10 protein-coding genes are annotated in these 16,787 nt (G+C 55.4%); 4 read left to right on the top strand and 6 right to left on the bottom strand.

The genetic code is table 11. The features are described from left to right. Positions 1-10: 10 nt before the first annotated feature. Both K315_RS0104065 and K315_RS09945 read left to right on the top strand, forming a co-directional pair. The gene (locus tag K315_RS0104065) at positions 11-1,450 is read left to right on the top strand and encodes an amidase family protein (RefSeq protein WP_029576303.1); all 1,440 of its coding nucleotides are present in this window, start codon (positions 11-13) and stop codon (positions 1,448-1,450) included. Positions 1,451-1,772: 322 nt separating this feature from the next. After that, positions 1,773-2,675 carry a tetratricopeptide repeat protein gene (locus K315_RS09945; protein ID WP_029576302.1) on the top strand — a complete coding sequence of 301 codons (903 nt, stop codon included), beginning with the start codon at positions 1,773-1,775 and terminating at the stop codon, positions 2,673-2,675. A 588-nt stretch (positions 2,676-3,263) separates the two neighbouring features. Here K315_RS09945 and K315_RS0104055 read toward each other — a convergent pair. Genes K315_RS0104055 through K315_RS0104045 form a run of 3 tightly spaced genes read right to left on the bottom strand, consistent with a single transcriptional unit; the run spans position 3,264 to position 5,797 of the window. Then, positions 3,264-3,458 carry a hypothetical protein gene (locus K315_RS0104055; RefSeq protein WP_029576301.1) on the bottom strand — a complete coding sequence of 65 codons (195 nt, stop codon included), beginning with the start codon at positions 3,456-3,458 and terminating at the stop codon, positions 3,264-3,266. Positions 3,459-3,461: 3 nt separating this feature from the next. After that, a complete protein-coding gene (locus K315_RS0104050) occupies positions 3,462-4,412 on the bottom strand; it encodes a BsuBI/PstI family type II restriction endonuclease (protein WP_029576300.1) in 951 nt (316 codons plus the stop codon). After that, complete coding sequence (locus K315_RS0104045) at positions 4,394-5,797, bottom strand: methyltransferase (protein WP_029576299.1); 1,404 nt, start codon at positions 5,795-5,797, stop codon at positions 4,394-4,396. Before K315_RS0104045 ends, K315_RS0104050 begins: the two co-directional genes overlap by 19 nt. Positions 5,798-6,016: 219 nt before the next feature. Between K315_RS0104045 and K315_RS0104040 the strand changes: the two genes are divergently transcribed. Beyond that, entirely contained in the window at positions 6,017-8,590 is a 2,574-nt protein-coding gene (locus tag K315_RS0104040) for a DUF4268 domain-containing protein (protein WP_029576298.1), read from the top strand. A 104-nt stretch (positions 8,591-8,694) separates the two neighbouring features. Here K315_RS0104040 and K315_RS0104035 read toward each other — a convergent pair whose 3' ends face one another. The 3 genes from K315_RS0104035 to K315_RS0104025 all read right to left on the bottom strand — a co-directional run bounded on the left by K315_RS0104035 (position 8,695) and on the right by K315_RS0104025 (position 16,354). Beyond that, positions 8,695-13,749 (bottom strand): type ISP restriction/modification enzyme, encoded by a 5,055-nt coding sequence (locus K315_RS0104035; protein WP_081666390.1) that lies wholly within the window; start codon positions 13,747-13,749, stop codon positions 8,695-8,697. A gap of 636 nt (positions 13,750-14,385) precedes the next feature. Then, positions 14,386-14,877, bottom strand: coding sequence for a hypothetical protein (locus tag K315_RS10380; protein WP_152571448.1), 492 nt, complete (start codon positions 14,875-14,877; stop codon positions 14,386-14,388). A 325-nt stretch (positions 14,878-15,202) separates the two neighbouring features. Beyond that, entirely contained in the window at positions 15,203-16,354 is a 1,152-nt protein-coding gene (locus K315_RS0104025) for a hypothetical protein (protein WP_029576295.1), read from the bottom strand. Between the two features lie 179 nt (positions 16,355-16,533). Here K315_RS0104025 and K315_RS10930 point away from each other — a divergent pair. After that, positions 16,534-16,787, top strand: a 254-nt coding sequence (locus tag K315_RS10930) for an IS1/IS1595 family N-terminal zinc-binding domain-containing protein (RefSeq protein WP_425304041.1), incomplete at its 3' end; no start/stop codon positions are given.

Here is a 16,787-nt window from a genome sequence, read left to right as displayed (position 1 = left end):
GAGGAACGACATGGCATACTGGACATCACATGGGGCATCGCATCGACACGCAGTCGATGGCGCCGCCGCAGGCATGGCAACCGGGACGCGGGCCATTGATCCGACCATCTGGCGTGTCGTTGGCACGCCGTTGGTTGCCGCCACCCGCCCCGGTCCATTGTCCGGCATGGGCGTCGCTGTGAAAGACCTGTATGCGGTCGCCGGACAACGGGTTGGGGCTGGAAATCCCACGTATCTGGCCGATGCGCTGGTTCAAGAGCATTCCGCTCCGGCCGTTCAGCGTCTGCTTGATTCCGGCGCAGATGTGATCGGCATCGCGCGCACGGACGAATTTGCGTACTCGCTCGCCGGCGTCAACGCGCACTACGGCACGCCGCCGAATCCAAGGGCTCCCGGGCGTGTGCCCGGCGGATCGTCGTCGGGACCCGCGAGCGCTGTCGCCGCAGGGCAGGCGGCCATCGGCTTGGGTACCGATACCGCCGGTTCGATCCGTATTCCGTCCGCGTATCAAGGATTATGGGGATTGCGCACAACGCACGGTCGAATCAGCCGCAAAGGCATCCACCCGCTGTCTGGCTCGTTCGACACGGTCGGCTGGATGACCCGTGACGTGCAGACCATGGATGCCGTGACGCAAGCGATGCTCCCGGACCGGGATCCGGCAGCATTGTCCGGCGAGGTGGCGGTGTGCGTGTTGCCCAGGCAGATGGTTGACGCGGATGTCGCCGAAGCGTTCGCGCGTTCCTGCGAACGTATGCGCAGCACGACGGCTGACACGCATCATCACACCAAGGCTGCTGCAAATACCGCAGCCGATGGGGCAGTCAGCGAGACAACTGATGCGGCAACCAGCGCCGGCGAGGACTCCACCGGCACCGCGGACACTGCAGGCACCGCCACCGCCAAAGCAGCCGCAAAAGCAGCCGCAAAAGCCACAGCCCGGAACGGCACATGGGATGAGCTCTCGCTCGACGCCGACATGTTTGACGGATTCCTTGACATTTTCTCTGTAGTGCGCGGCTACGAGGCGTGGCAGGCCAATGGGGATTGGGTCGGCGGGCATATGGACGCGATCGCCCCGGATATCGCGGGGCGGTTCCGCAATGACGCGCTAATCAATGAAGCCGTATACCGCCGGGGATTGGAGCGGCTTGAACGGGCGCGCGCGATGGTCAGGTCGCTGATCGGCAACAAGGTGCTGCTCATGCCGACAGCAGCCACCGTGGCCCCGACCCTTGCGCAGCAGGATGACACCCAAACCGCGGCACGCACCCGTCAACAGACGATGCGACTGACCTCCTTGGCCGGCATCGGCGGGCTTCCCGCCTTGAACATGCCTATCGTAACCGCGCAGGGACTGCCGTGCGGCGTGTGCCTGATCGGTCCGGCGGGGAGCGATAAGGCGTTGGTGGCGTTCGGCAAGGAGCTGCGTCGCCGGCTATCGGTGTAAGGTTACGCGGCGGACGGACACGAGTCGGCGACGGAAACCGCAACCTTCCGTCGACACAACGGCACTATCGCACCACGACATCACGGGCAGCTCGAGACCCGCAACCGCAAGTCGCTGGTTCAGGCCTACAGCCGCACAATCATGCGGAAGTTGGATTCAGACTTGTTATCGCGTAGAGTAGAAAAATAAAGGATGCCGCAATAGTCGCGGCGCCCGGTCTGCGAAGGTCCGCAAGATCTGCAACATGAGGCAGCACAACGTGTCATGTTGCAGCAACCGGCAAGGGAACCAACGAGTGAACCAACGAGGGAAAGGGAACACCATGGACGATTTCGACGATGATGAGGACATGTCCTTCGAAGAGTCGCTGAGTCATGACGAGATGGGGCCGGTGACCGTGGAAACGCTGCAGAGCATCGAGCAGCAGATCAACGAGCAGGGTGGCGTGCCCGTGTGGGCGGTCGTACAGAACCTGTTCGTACCCACCGCGCATCGCATCATGCAGGACGCCGGAAGCGTAGTCGGCGGGCGTGCGGCGAGTTTCGTGCGTTCCACCTTGGAAGAGGTAATCCGCACTACACCGGATTCCGGCGACGACCTGCCTGATTTGGCACTGAGCGTCACCGGAGCCATGACCCTGCTCGGCTCGTACTATTACGACGGCGTGCTCGGCGAGCAGGATTACGCCAAGGCGTTCGAATACTATCAGGCTGCGGCCGAGCGTGGCGGCATCCGGGCGACGCTGAACCTGGGCTACTGCTACCAGTACGCTCACGGGACTGAGCGCGATGACGTCAAAGCCTGCAACTGCTACAACGTGGCGTATCTCGCCGATCCGACGAATCCTGAGGCGCGCTACAAGATGGCCGATATGTTCTTCAACGGCTACGGCGTGCCGCGCAACGAGAAAGTCGCCATGCAGGCGTATCTCGACATCCTCGACGTGGTTACCGACGATGATATGCAGGATTGGTTCGCCGAGAACGAGGAATCCCTGTACCGCCGGCTGGCGCTCGCGTACCGAGATGGCAGGGGAGTCAAGCGCAGCCCGCTCAAGGCGCTCGAATATTACGAGAAGCTGGAGATCATCCACTACCGTGATTTGGCACACGGGCGGCGTGACACACCGTATTACAGTACTGCACAACACCTGGACGGTGTGCAGAAGGAGATCGCCAAGCTGCGGGCGGAGCTGGATTCTGATCCGACGGCGGCATCGATGTAGGCTCGGGGCGGTGCTGTCGGGCACGGGCAGGTGCGTGCTGGTGCTTGCTGGCGTGCGTGGGCTGGTGCGCGGTATGGTGCCGGCTGGCGCGTACTGGCACTTGCTGATACGAGTGCTGGTATCCGGGGTGATGTGCGGGACTTTATCCGTTGACCGGTTTGTTTTGGATGATTTGCCATGTGGGCGTTGGAGTTCGCCGGCAATCTTGGGAGATTGTGGGAGATTACAGCAAACTGGCCGTTTGACGGGTAAAGTCCCGCGCTGTTGTGGGTGATGAGTGCGATTCGGTCGCTTGGCGGGTAAAGTTCCGTGTTTTCCCGGGAGTTTATCGCGGATGGGTCATTCGACGTATAATCTCCCAACCACGGATTCCTGCCGATGTGTAAAAACCGCGGAATTCCAACATTCTCATTAGGAAGATAATCACCAAATCCCAAAATCCGCGAGTTCTCCCGGGAGCATTTTGGCCGATGGGCAGAATCGGGCTAAACTCCCCCCCGCGAATGCGTCCGGGCGGTCTGCGGGTAGCACCGAGCAATGCTGCTGGGCGAGTTGTGGCGGGTCAGTCAGGAACCACCGTCAGATTCGTTAGTCTTCAAGCGCATGCTTGAGACTGCCCATGCCGGTGTATCCGAGCACAGCGGTGTCACCGGAAACGCGCTTGGCCTCCTGTGCCGCATGGAGCAGGTCATGGGAGTATTCCGAAATGATCCCGTGACCAGCAAGTACGTCACCAGCAAAGGAAATAGCACTGGCTCCCTTTTCATGTGTTTGGTTTGACATCACTCACTCCTCCCCATACGGCCCCATGAACCTGGAGCCGTTGAAGTGCATCATGTGGTCTGGGGTGTCGGCGCACCACGCTTCGGTTTCCCACGCGAGTTGTGCGAGGTATTTCTGCATGGTTTTCCTGTCGGGGAAGCAGGAGACGAGTACGACTTTGTCCCATTGATCGGCGAACAGACTGTGGAGTTCGGTTTTCCGCGTGACATCCACCGGCCCGTGTGTGCTTGCCGCTTCCATGAGGAAGAGCCATCCGCGTCGTTCATCCCACGCGATGACGTCGGGTGCTTTCTCTCGGGCACGCATGCTGATACCGAGTCGGTCGAGCAACGCGGGATTAATTACCCCGTGCTTGTGGTCGGTGTCGTCGATGTACGCGATTTGGCATCCGGGGGCGAATCGGGGGAGCATTTCCTCGATAATCGCTTTGATGAGCAGCGATTGCCCGCTGGGAGACAGGTCAAGTGCTGCGCCGGTGGGCAGCTGTACCGGCGTTTTGGGCATGTGCTTGCGTTCTTCGGTGAGGGACAAGTATGACGGGTGGGCTGACAAGAACATGCGCAAAAGACGCTGATAGCTTTCATCATCGTGCCGGCGGAACACGCTTAAGGCTTCCGGCGTGACCCTGTAGTTCCATTTCGGTGAGTTGATGGGGCGGTCCGGTTTATCTGGGTTTTCTTCGACGAACCCGGCGATGATGAATTGGTGGAGAGTGAACCGCCGGATGGTTTCTCGCGTGTTCGGCTTGTAGTCAACGCCGTAATAGTCGCGGATCCAATCCATGATTGCCCGTGTGCCGAGCATCGGGTTGTTCGCTTGGCTCCAGGAATCGCCGGGCTTCAGCTGAAGCAGTGCCAGGAGCGTCATGGCGCTGCGCTCGTTGAGCTGGTCGTTGCCGACTTGGAGGTCTTCGAGGGTGTGCAGGGCTTCACCGGTCAGCTTGCCGTCGTCCATGAAAACAATCCTTCCGCCGCGTGGTCGATGCGTTCTTGGTCGAGGTCGTCCTCGATGGGCAGCTTCCCGGCAAGTTGCGCGAGTTGGCTCCTGTTTGGGCAAGGGAGTTGCCTTAGGTCGGTCGCGTTGACTTGGGTGCTGCCTGATATTTGACGATACCATTCGTCGACGATGCTCGTGGACAGCCATAAGGTCAGTCCCCGTGCTATGTCGTCAGGCAGGGGGATGGTTCGCCGCGATGTGCCCTGATGAATGTAGTTGAGCTTGTTGTCGGCGACGAATCCGGTGTCGGACCGCAGGTAGCTTGCGTGTATTCGCCGGGCTTGCTCCTTGGATGAGAACCTGTTGACCAGGCAGTAGCTGCCTGCGGGCAGCAGTACGTTGCGCTCGTCGGCTTGCTCGGTGACCCACTGCTCACGTTTGCATTCAACCGGGTGTGGTGTCAGTAGCCCCACTTGGTTGTCTGACCAGTACAACGGGTGTGATCCCGGCGTGTCTTGGGCACTGAGGATATCGCGGTTGCGGAACCAGACGAGTTTGCCTGTGGACACCCATAATCCCTGTTCGCTCAGCGTGCCGAAACCGGCCAGCCGCGGGTCCTGCCGTTGCACTCTGATGATCCGGTCATGCCCGAGAATCAGCTGGTTGAACGGGACGTGTTCCGCCTGCTGCCGGTCCAGCGGAAGCGATGGCGTGGCGGACGCGTATATGAGAACGTCGGACCGTTGCGCCTGCTTTGTCAGTTTTAGCAGCATGATTTCTTGAAGGATGTCCATATCCTTGAAATGATCCTGCCGCGACCCGTATACGGCGATGGCGTCGATGCTGCATTCGTTGAGCAGCCACTTGCGGAAATCCTTGAAATACTCGCCGTTCATCCAGGAGCGCGGAATGATGGCGACGCATTCGCCGCCGTCCGCCATGGCTTGGATCGCGTACACCATGAACGCGGTGTACTGGTTGGTTACTTTGACGTCGCCCGCGCTTGTGGGAATGCGGATCGGGCTGATTTTCTTGTACGGGGGATTGAGGATGACACGGTCGAACACCGGGTCGAGCAGCGTTTCGAACACTGATGCGTTGATGACCTTCGTGTTATGGCACACCTGAGACAGGGTGCGTTTAGAATCGGCGGCAAGATTCGCATCCTGTTCGACAGCGACCACGCTGCTGCCGTCTGCCGAACGCTCCGCGACTGCTGCGGCCAGAATGCCCGTCCCGGAGCCCAAATCAAGGATGCGGACCGGCTGATGTGTTGGAGTGAACAAGCTGGCGGCCTGATCGGCGACCGGAGCGGGCGTCAGAAACTGCTCAAGGCGCTGCTGCGTCTCGGGTGACAGTGTTGCCGCTGCATGGTCACGGATTTCGGCTGCTGATGTTCTCATACCGTCAACATTACCGCCAGGTAGGGGCGGGGGAATGGGGTAAGGAGAGTTCGGCGCGGAAGGACTGAGGTACTGAGTGTCTCGTTCTGCTTTACGCCTGTTGCCGCCACGTTCACCACCACGAATTACACTAACCACTATCGGTATTATCCCGGCTGTCGTCCATCCCGTTGCATGTCCCGCAGCGAGTAGCTCCCGGGGCATTGGAGTGGAGGCCATATGAAGGGTTCTGAGACTCAGCTGCTTGGGCTGATGGAGGGTGCTGACAAGCGGTATGTCATCCCGGTGTACCAGAGGAAGTACGACTGGAAGGTTGACAATTGCCGTCAGCTGTATACAGATCTCGAGAAAGTCATTCGCGACGGAAGAAGTCATCATTTCTTCGGCAGCATCGTTTCCCAGATTGTGCCGGACGGCAGCAAGATTGAATATCACATCATTGATGGGCAACAACGTTTGACGACGGTTACGTTGTTGCTGCTTGCGATTTCCAACATGGTTCGGTCGGGACAAGCGAAGTCGGCTGATGGAACCGTTGCAGATCAGATCATGAAGCGGTACATCGTGGACGAGTGGAGCAGCGGAGATGACAAGATTAAGCTTCGTCCTGTCAAGGCTGACCGTGATGCTTTGCACAGGCTCGTGGCAGGCGATCGGGAGGAGTTTGATCTCGCTTCCAATCTGACCATCAACTACCAGTACTTCTGCGATCGCGTCGCTCAAGGGACAATAACCGCAGACCAGCTGTTCGACGCTGTGAAAAAGCTACAAGTCATCAGCATCACTCTTGATGGGGATGACAATGCGCAACTGATTTTTGAAAGCCTGAATTCCACGGGTCTCGCCTTGACCGAGGGCGATAAGATCCGCAACTACGTTCTCATGGGTCTCGATCCGAAACAGCAAGATGATGTCTATGCGAAATACTGGACGAAAATCGAAGAGTGCACAGGCGGGGATGTCAGCGCTTTCGTCCGCGATTATCTGAGCATCAAGCAGCAGGTGACGCCAACCCTCAAGAATGTGTACCGTGCCTTCAAGGAATTCGTCGCGTCTCGCAATACACCTTTGATTAATGTGTTGGAGGATATGCTCGGATATGCGCGTATCTACCGCAAGTTGTACGACGGCAAGAGCGGTCTGGACAACCGGGTACTCGATGATTCCTTGTACCGGTTGCGTCGGCTCGACGTTACTGTGGCGGAACCGTTCCTCATGGAGGTCTTCCGGCTCAACCAGGACGGTAAGATATCCAGTGATGATCTTGCACAGGTTGTGCTGATTGTCGAGAACTACCTGTTTCGCCGCAATATCTGTGACGTGCCGACAAACTCGTTGAACAAGGTGTTCCTCATGCTCAACCGCGAGGTACTGCGCTTCGACGGCACAGCTGACAACTATCTGGACAAGTTCAAGTATGTGCTGCTTTCGAAGAAGGAAAGTAGCCGCTTCCCGGACGATGAAGAGTTCGAACGGGCGCTTGCAAACAAGGCCGTGTATCAGATGCGCGGGAAGTACAGATCATACTTGTTCGAGCGTTTTGAAAACTATGGCACGCTGGAGACCAAGGACGTGTACACGTTGTTGGACAACGGCACGTATTCCATTGAGCACATCATGCCGCAACATCTGACTCCTGCATGGGTTGAAGAGCTTGGGGCGGACGCGGAGGAGAGCCATGACGTGTGGTTGCACAGGCTCGGCAACCTGACGTTGACCGCCTACAATTCCAACATGAGCAACGCCACCTTCCGTGAGAAGAGGGACGCTGAGAGAGGCTACAAGTACAGCGGCTTGCGGATGAACCAGCGGCTTGCGACGAAGGACCGGTGGGGTGCCGAGGATATGCAGGAGCGCAACGATGAGCTGGTTTCCCGTGCAGTAAGTGGAATCTGGCCCATGCCGTTTACAGCGTTCAAACCGGTTGAGAAAGAGTATGACTCCTGCACGCTGGACGATGAGGATTTCGATCTGACCGGTCGGGACATCGTCAAGTACGCCTACCAAGGCAAGGAAGCACCGGTCTCGAGCTGGGCGGACATGTTCGAGCATGTGGTGAAATACCTGCATGATAAAGACAATTCTGTGCTGTTGGGCCTTGTATACCATCAGAACGGAGAAACCGATATCAGCGGGTATTTCAGCGGTAATCCAAGCGGATTCCGTACCCCGCTGAAGGTTGATGACGGCATCTACGTGGAAAAGCACAATAACACGGCGGCCAAGATCTCGATTCTGCGCAAGCTGTTCTCGCTGTTCCACGAAGACCCGACAGACCTCGTGTTCTACCTTCGCGACCAAGATGATGACACGCTTACCGATCGCACCAGACATGAATTGAACAGAGCGTACTGGGAGTATGCGCTTCCCGTGGTTCAAGAAGCGAATCGCGAGAACGGTTGCTTCGACAACCGCAAACCAAGCGATTGGAGATCGATCGCTGGCACATTCGGCATCAGCGGATTCGCCGTGAACTGCGTTGCCAATCAAGATGAGGCGCGGGTTGAACTTTACCTCGGAAAGCAAGATGCAGAAGCAAACCGCCGGATGTTTGACTTCCTGCAATCACGCAGCAAGGAAATAGAGGATGCGCTGGAAGGAATTCAACTCACATGGAACAGACTCGGCGGCAGCAAGACCTCCAAAGCATCCCTGATTTCCACTTCGCTGGAAGGTGTTGCGCTCGCGAACGAGGCGGATTGGCCTCGCATGGCCGAGTTCATGGCGACATGGAGTCGGAAATTCCTGGATGTGTTTGTGCCGATTTTGAAGGAGAGTTCATCTGGGCGGTGAACAGCCTGCTGACGGGCTTTTGCCAATGAGAGAGCGGCGCGCAAGCCATGCATTGTTTGGCCCCGGATTCCAAGAAGGAGTCCGGGGCCAAACCCGTGTGGGCGTCAGTCCTGCTGCATGACGTTCCATTCTTTGGGCCAGTTGGTTGTTTGCGGAAGCTCCTCGATGGGAGGCAGGGCATCCATAATGTTCAGTGTTCTCATCGATACGGTGATGACACGTTCCACGAGATTGACGATATATCGGGGATCGGGCGAGTAGTCGTTCGGATCGTTCACGATGCCGCTCTTGGAATCCGTTGTGACACGGTAACGGTCGATGAGCCAAGCGATGGCGGACTTGCCATTGATCATGTAGTCATAGACGCGCACCGGGATGTTCTGGAGCTGTACATTGTCAGACACCTGGAGCGTGCTCAGGTCGTTCGTCTTCTTACCGGTGTCTGGATCTTTCACCTTGTTCGGGTAGGTCATTTTCTCGGTTCGGCCAGGATTGAGGATCCGCGGAGTGAGCGGGGTGCCATCTGCCACGGAGACCTCTTCGAATTGCGCTTGCCCCGGTTCACCGGTCCATGCCTCGCGTACGGGATAGCGGTCCACAGTTTCGTAGTGTAGGTGAATGTCTGCGAGTTCGCGGCCCGCCTGCATGAACGCAAGGAAATCCTTCGCCAGAGGAATGCGGGGCAGTTCTTTGCCTAAGTTGCTGGCAAAGCGCTCGCGGTATTCGGGGGAGTGCAAGATGCCGTACATGTAATAGAAGATGTCCTCCTTGGTAATGCCAGACTGGCTTCCATCGGAGCGTGGAATGGTCAGCTGAGGGAAAGCTGAGTGGAACACTCTGAGTGCAGTATCGGTGATGGCATCATGACGCACGTACCCGTGCTCGTCAACTGGATCTAAATCAAACGTGGGAGTTTTCTTATCTGGTTTCTCATACCAGTACAGAGGGAAGCACTGAGAGTCTCCGACGAAGTGGAGATCTGGGATAGTGTCTGCGATGAGTGTACTGTCACCCGACAGACAGATTTCAAGATTCTTCGCATTCCGATAGGGGAACAGTGACGGCTGTAAATACTGGCAGTTGTTGAACTGCGAATCGAAGTACAACCACTGCTTGCAGAAGGGCCGATACGACGCCAGTCTGATGCCTTCGCTTGAATAACGTGCCATCTTGCCATTAAGGATGTCTTGATACACCTCGCGAGTCCATTTGATTTTCGTCTCGTCATGAGTGAGAAATCCCCTGGCATTGTCTTCCGGCTCGTTCGCGGAAATCCACCTATGCAGTTCGGCATTATACGTGTCAACCGTCCTGTGCATGCTAGTCTCCACAGTTTGGCGATTGTAGTTGTAGCACCAAGGATCGCGGTTTGTTTTATCGCCTGCCGACCATCTGGAGAATATGCCGGTATTCAGCTTTTTCGCGCCGTCTTGAATGCCCATGGGAGCGAACTGGTAGAAGGAATCATCGCGCTTGTCGAGCCAATCGCCATGCCTGTCCATGGTGAGCGTCTCCCATGTGGGGTCGGACTGGACGCATTCCTTGAGGATGTTTAGTTTGTCTTCACGGGAGAGGTAATCGCCGATATCGTGGTAGTGGATTACCCCGTGTTCATTGGAAGTGGGGTTTTTGACGAGCATGGTGATGGCGATTGTGGTGCGGGATCCCTGACCGAATACGTTATCTTTCTCTTTACGACGTTCTTCCCCACTGCAGCGCGCATTGCCGCGGAGATTATAGACGTAGATGCTGTTGAATTCTTCCATAAAAGAACGGCGTACTCCTGCGCCTGATGCGCCAGTGAGCCACCCTCCATTAGAGACGAAGCAGACGATGCCTGAGTCGCCGATTCTGTCACTCGCCCACCGGAATGCGCGGATGTAGTGGTCATACAGCGAATTGTTCAGCGTGGCTTCGGATCCTGCCACGTAGGTCTCTCTGATACATTGATCAAGCATGGGGTACTTGGTGTTCTTGACACCGGAGTTGCTTGAGTCACCCGCCCGGTACGGCGGGTTGCCGACGATGACGCGGATGGGGGTGTCAAGCTGGTGGCGAACGCGTTGGGAGTTCTCTAGGAATACGGTGTCATCCATGGTGTCGCCGTCTTCGCTCATCTGGAACGTGTCGGTGAGCAGGGCGCCTGGGAATGCCTGATACTCGCCTCCTGTGCGCTTGTGGTAGGACTGCTCGATGTTGATGTCCATGATTGTGGCTGCAAGAGGCACGATTTCGTTTGAGTGCAGATCATTGGCGTACTTGTACGGCAGGTCCGCGTCGCTGATGAGCGTCGTGTCTTCGATAAGGCGGCAGATATACGTGCCGGTGCCGGCGAATCCGTCAAGCACATGCACTCCACGGTCGCCGAGAGACTGTCCGAATTCGTGTTCGAGGGCGCGCTGGACCATGTGCAGCTGCGCGTCGACGACTTCGACGGGCGTGTACACGATACCGAGGGAATCAGCCGTGTCGCGGAAGGCGACAGTGAAGAAGTCGTTATAAATCTCCTTGATGAGGTTCTGCTTAGCAACATCGGATTCAAGCTGGTTCGCGCACATCCGTACGTTCGCGTAGAGATCCCTCAGCGTCGCATCCCCGTCCACTCGGGGAAGTCCCGCCTCATACAAGGCTTTCAGCGCGGAGTCAAGACCTTGTGCGATGGGGTTGTTGTCCAAGACCGTGGAATCCGTGAACAGCGTTGCGAAAATAGGCTTCGTGATCTCGTGCTGTGCGAGCACAGCAACCGCATCGACTTCCGAATAGTCGGAGTTCAAGCTGTCGCGTAGACCCTTGAGGAATTGCAAGAATGCGTCCCGTGCCGGTCCCGGGTGCTCGATGAGTTCGCCGATTTGGCTGACACGACGTTTTGCGATGGTCGCCACATCCGCGGTCCATTCGCCCCAATAGACCTTGGTGCCGCATTTGCGCACAATCTGGGCGATTACACCCTTGTCCATGTCGTTGACGTAATCCAGCTCACCTTGTGCCGCGCTGTCCTTATGGGGGTTGTCATCGTCGCCGGGAGTCGGGTTCTGATCCTTGTCGCCGACGTGGCTTTTGCTGTCTTTCTGCTTGTGTTTCCGATCCAAGTCGAGCTTGGATGCGTCGAGCACGTCGAATTCAACAATCTGGCTGAGCTTGGTGGTATCACCCAGTTGGGCGGAGTTGATGATGGCGTCGAGCCGTTCATCGTGGCTGCGTAGCGCGCGAACTACGTCCCAGACTGTGGAGAATGCGGACGTGGACAGCACGGCATCCGGGTCCTCGCCATTCTCAAGGAACACGGGGATGATGATATAGCCGTACTCCTTGCCGGGGGAGCGACGCATCACGCGGCCGACAGACTGGATGATATCGACCTTGCTGCGTCGGGAAGACAAGTAAATCACCGCGTCTAGGTCAGGAACGTCAATGCCTTCCGCGAGGCAACGTGCATTCGACAGGATATGGCATTGGTACTCGCCCTCGTCGGCAGCGAGCCATGCAAGCTTCTCCTTGCGAAGCTCTGAATCCATCGTGCCATCGATATGGTCGATGGTCACACGCAATGGTTGCGCTTGCCCCTCTGGCTGGGAGGAATCGGTTTCGTTATTGGTATAGGCGTCGATGACTGACTGGAATTCCTCGCTGAGCTGCTTGGACGCCTTGATAGAGCTGGCGAACGCAATAGCATGGTGAAGCGGACGTTTCGCATCATCATTGGTGTCCTCACGCCGGGCATGACGTCCGATTTGCACAATATCTTCGACCCCACGCGCATGACGGCGGTCGAACAGGGCTTTCCAGCATCCAATGAACTTCGCGGTATCTTCAATCTGGAGTTTCATCCCCGCGTCCGTGATGCTCTGGAATGGGACGCGCACCATATTCGCAGTGACACCCATGACAACGATCTTGTAATCGGTCAGCAGACCTCGTTCGACCGCCTGACCGAAGCCGAGACGATACGCGATGGGGCCGTAAGTCTTCTCGTCATCCATACTGGCGATGGGGACAACACCTTCACGTGCCTTACGTTTCGCATCCTCGCCGTAGATACGAGGGGTGGCGGTCATATACAGTCGCTTGTCTGAACGCAGGTATTCCTGATCATGCACCCTTTGGAAGGCGCTTTCCCCATCCATGACGCCCGTCGTACGGTGCGCCTCGTCGCATATTGTCAGATCGAAATCAAAAAGCCCGTTCTGTTGAGCCTGGTGAATGACATCAATTGACTGGTACGTGGAGAAGACGACGTTCAGCGCATCGCCGTGCTTGCGGAAACGATGGGCAATGGTAATAGGATTCGTAGTCGCAGGATAGGGCAGGTCAGTCAAACGCCCATATGCCTCGTCTTCCTCTTGTTTAGTTTTGCCGACCTTACTCGCCTTCGGATCGGAACATACCACATACAGGTTGATCTTCTCGTTGTCGCGAATCTGATTGACCCACGCGCGCATGGTCTGGCTGATCAGCGAAATCGAAGGGGCAAGGAACAGGACCGTGCCACCCATGCCCAGCATCTCCTCGCACAGACGCAAGGATGTCAACGTCTTGCCTGTGCCGCACGCCATGACCAGTGAGCAACGGTCATGCGTCTCGAAAGTCTTCTTGATGCTGTCGATAGCTTCACGTTGGTGAGGCCTCGGGTCAAACGTCGTGCGATGGACTGCTTGCTTGTTGTGGATGAACGCGTCCCAGTCCACGTTCGCATCACGCATGGTCTCATAATCCACACGTGTCAGCTCGGTGTCCTCTCCAATCAGCTTCTCAAGCTGGCCGCTCAATGCGGGGGCGGAATCTGCCAGCATATAGTGCTGGTAGCGTTTGTCCATGTGGGCCTTTGCCAAGAACGTGGACACGTCTTCAAAAGAAAGGCTCTTTGAATAGCACTTCGCCTGGATTGCCCAATACGACCCGTCGACATCCAAGGCGACCAAATCTATGCCGGTATCCTGCCCGTCATTGGTCGGGGCTTCATCCCACATCCACACATCCTGGAGTTTCGACTGCCATGATGGGTCATGTTGCAGGAACCACTTGACCAGACGCTCGAAATCGGTTCCGCGCTGCCTCTTGTCGGCGGCGGTTTTGAGAATGTTCTTCATCCACTCGTCTAAGATCGAATGCCCGTCGTAGGGCGTGGCGGTCTCGTCGGTCTCATCGTGCTCCATTACCATGTCTCTCCCCGGAAAGTGACTTGCGATATATCTGTGAGTGTACGCGGGTGCGTGAATTTATGGGGTGGGGGAAAGACTGACTTGAGCGATAATTGACTGATCTGGTCCTGCGATGCCATGGTTGAGGCCGAGCGGGAAAGCCGAATAAGCCATTGGCATAAATCGAACATATGTTCGAATGATGTGGTACGCTTACTGTGACAAATAAGTGAGGGAAGAACTTGGTTGTTGATGTGAGGGGGTGATGATTGTGGTAAAGAGAAATATCAGACAGACTTCTCCTGAAGTCGCTAGCAAGGCCTCCAAGACGTTGCGTAATCCGCGTGCTAGCAAAGCGGCGAAGGCTGTGGCTGGCTCTGCGCTAGCGCAAGCAAGGCCAAGATTGAAGTCGCGGGCCAAGTCAAAGCATTGATGCATTCCTGATGCATGGGGATTCTGTAGCACATTGCAGAGTCCCTGTGCTTGGATGTGCTGTGTATCAGAGCGTGAAAGCGGCTGAGGGTTCAAGTGCTTTCTGCGGTTTCTCTTGCCTTGGAGTGTATTGGGACTGGGGTGATCGGCTCCTAAGCTTCTCGATTTTGATGCATAGAAAGTTCAAGCATGCATCCGATATATGAAAATCTACCGCATGGGTTATCAGGATTTTCGCTTACTATTTGAATAAAGTGTGTTAAACACTTTTCCAAAGTTTTTCCAATAGTCTTCAAAAATCCTGAAATCTTCTGGGGTACTGGCAAGCCAAGTGTCTCGTATCCATTTCATTTTATCTTCGGCATTTCGGTACTCATGTAACCAGGATGAGTTTGTCTCACTGTCAAATTTTCCGGGGCAGTAATAATAGATGGTGTGTCCATTTTCTTGCATTGGGATTGACATCCAATTCGGATTTGCCAATGTGAATTTATGTCCGTTAATTGCCTGCTGAATCAGTTCGTGAGGACAGGATTGTCCTTGTTTGCAACACATGCTGAGATTGGCGTGTGGGTAAATGTTGTTGAGGTGCTGATCGTTCCACGCGCGCATGAAATGAAAATCAAATTCATTGCCGGCCGGGCAAAGCAGCATGCCGTTTGCCAAACAACTTAAAGCCGAAAACTGAACAACGTCAAGTCTTTCGTCATTGCTCATTGTATTTTCTTCTTTCGCTGACAGTATCTGAGAATATTGTAATCATAGAATGAGTTGAAAAGGATTATTCGGTTGCGTCGTCCATTGCAAGTTGCGTTCGTCAACAGTTGAACTCGTTGTCACTGAGTTGACAGGGCTTGCAGGGAATCATGCGAGTTTGTATAAGCGCAAGATGCGCGATAACTGCAATTCTCGAGGTATGGTCACGTAGCCGTTTCGCGTGAGGGAGCATGATTATGCTCTCTCCGTTCCGGGTACGATGCTGTGTAACGGTGAAGAGAGAGGTCCGGCGTGTTCTGTGATCCGTTTCGTTACATGGGTGCTGCTATCCGTGTGGATGGATGGAATCGTAGGATGTCTCAGTTGTTCTTAGTTTGCATTGCGTCATTCGTGGAATCGGCTGCCTCGATATCTCTCGGGGTTTTCTCGTTCTTTGCGCTGTTGGGGGCTGGGATTGTTTCGAGATCGCTTGTGCCGTCATTTCATGTGGTATTGCTGTCTCGGGGCGCGGGATCTTCGTGATAGATTCACGCAGGGCGGCAAGTTCATTGTTTGCCATGGTCTCTACTTGAGCGCGGACAATCGATGCACTCAAATTCCCTATCTGAGCTAATTGCTGAACAGGTTTCGAGATTTCCGTTTTGATGGGCTTTGTCATTATTGAAATCGTTTGTTCCATTGTTTCGGACGCTGACGCAAAGATAGCGAGACTACAGGTCTTGATTGTGCGTTCGATAGACTCCGAGAAGTTATTTGCAATGCCCTGATAAATATTGCGGATTGCAGGGATATTGGATAGAATGTTCTGATTGTTTTTACTGACGGTATTCAAAATTTCAGAAAAACGGGAAAAGGCTACAGGAGTAGTGGGGAAAGTGATAATCGAAGGAATTTCTGCAACGAGAGAATTGAGAAGGGTGAGAGATTGATTAAATCCATCAGAGTAAGCGAAGATTTTCGGCATCGCATTAATCAGTTCGTCAGTTTTCTCGGCATATTCATCGAGTCGATTGAGCGACGGTTGAAGCGAGCTGATGTTCAATGTGTGGAAATGCATTATATCATTTCTTTTATTCCGGAATTCCTGTTGGCGCTGTTCTAACGGTTGAATGTAATCTGCGGGCAAGCGGTCGGCAATTGTAGCTGTAGTTGCCCCTTGCAATCCGCCTTCGTTCTTGTAGCGAATGTTGTATTGTCGGAAACCGGCGGAATCTTCTCGAACAACGTAGGCTTTCCAATTAAACAAGTTCTGAAGAAGTGTGTTCAAATCCCAATCGTTCAATTCTTTATTTTTATCACTCAGTAGTTCCCCGCCTGATTCATAGTTGAGTAGGAAAATGACTTCTCGGAGTCGCTGCTCTATTCTGCCAAACAATGGGTATAATCGATGACCAATGTAAAGAGATTTTTCATCGTAAATAGGAATCTCCTTTCGTAACGCTAGTGGAAGCAGCTGTTCTGCTCTCTCAATGAGCATTGCTGAATGGTAATTCTCTCCGCGAGAGTGAAGAGTCAGCACCCATGTACGCAATCCGGTTCTTAGGCATCGGACATCTAGGCATATAGGAACCAAAGTTATTGCTTATAATCCCCGCAGGCGTTGTGCCCGTAAGCGTGTCGGGGTGTCGGACTTGGTTCCTGTGTCTTCATGGGGTGATGAGGACACGATCGAACAGGGCCCCGGAGTGTGGATTGTGCGGGGCGAGGATGAAGAAGAACGGCCATGACCGGCTCGGACGCCAACGCTGGATGTGCCCGGGTTGCAGGACGACGGGCGCGGTACGTGACCTGTCCAGGCGCAGACGCGCCGAGCTGGCGGAGTTCCTCGGCTGGCTGCTCGCGCCATCGCCGCAGCCGTCCGGGTCGCGCGCGTTCCGCAAGAGGACCTCCTGGTGCTGGGGCCTGCGCCC

The organism is Bifidobacterium thermacidophilum subsp. thermacidophilum DSM 15837 (assembly GCF_000426425.1).
GTDB lineage: Bacteria > Actinomycetota > Actinomycetes > Actinomycetales > Bifidobacteriaceae > Bifidobacterium > Bifidobacterium thermacidophilum.
This window is presented reverse-complemented; position numbering and strand designations above follow the sequence as displayed.

Bases quoted from the DNA above. Each gene is read 5' to 3' on its own strand.
- K315_RS0104035 (WP_081666390.1), bottom strand. From the start codon at position 13,749: ATGGTAATGGAGCACGATGAGACCGACGAGACCGCCACGCCCTACGAC.
- K315_RS0104065 (WP_029576303.1), top strand. From the start codon at position 11: ATGGCATACTGGACATCACATGGGGCATCGCATCGACACGCAGTCGAT.
- K315_RS0104025 (WP_029576295.1), bottom strand. From the start codon at position 16,354: ATGCTCATTGAGAGAGCAGAACAGCTGCTTCCACTAGCGTTACGAAAG.
- K315_RS0104050 (WP_029576300.1), bottom strand. From the start codon at position 4,412: ATGGACGACGGCAAGCTGACCGGTGAAGCCCTGCACACCCTCGAAGAC.
- K315_RS09945 (WP_029576302.1), top strand. From the start codon at position 1,773: ATGGACGATTTCGACGATGATGAGGACATGTCCTTCGAAGAGTCGCTG.
- K315_RS0104055 (WP_029576301.1), bottom strand. From the start codon at position 3,458: ATGTCAAACCAAACACATGAAAAGGGAGCCAGTGCTATTTCCTTTGCT.
- K315_RS0104040 (WP_029576298.1), top strand. From the start codon at position 6,017: ATGAAGGGTTCTGAGACTCAGCTGCTTGGGCTGATGGAGGGTGCTGAC.
- K315_RS10380 (WP_152571448.1), bottom strand. From the start codon at position 14,877: ATGAGCAATGACGAAAGACTTGACGTTGTTCAGTTTTCGGCTTTAAGT.
- K315_RS0104045 (WP_029576299.1), bottom strand. From the start codon at position 5,797: ATGAGAACATCAGCAGCCGAAATCCGTGACCATGCAGCGGCAACACTG.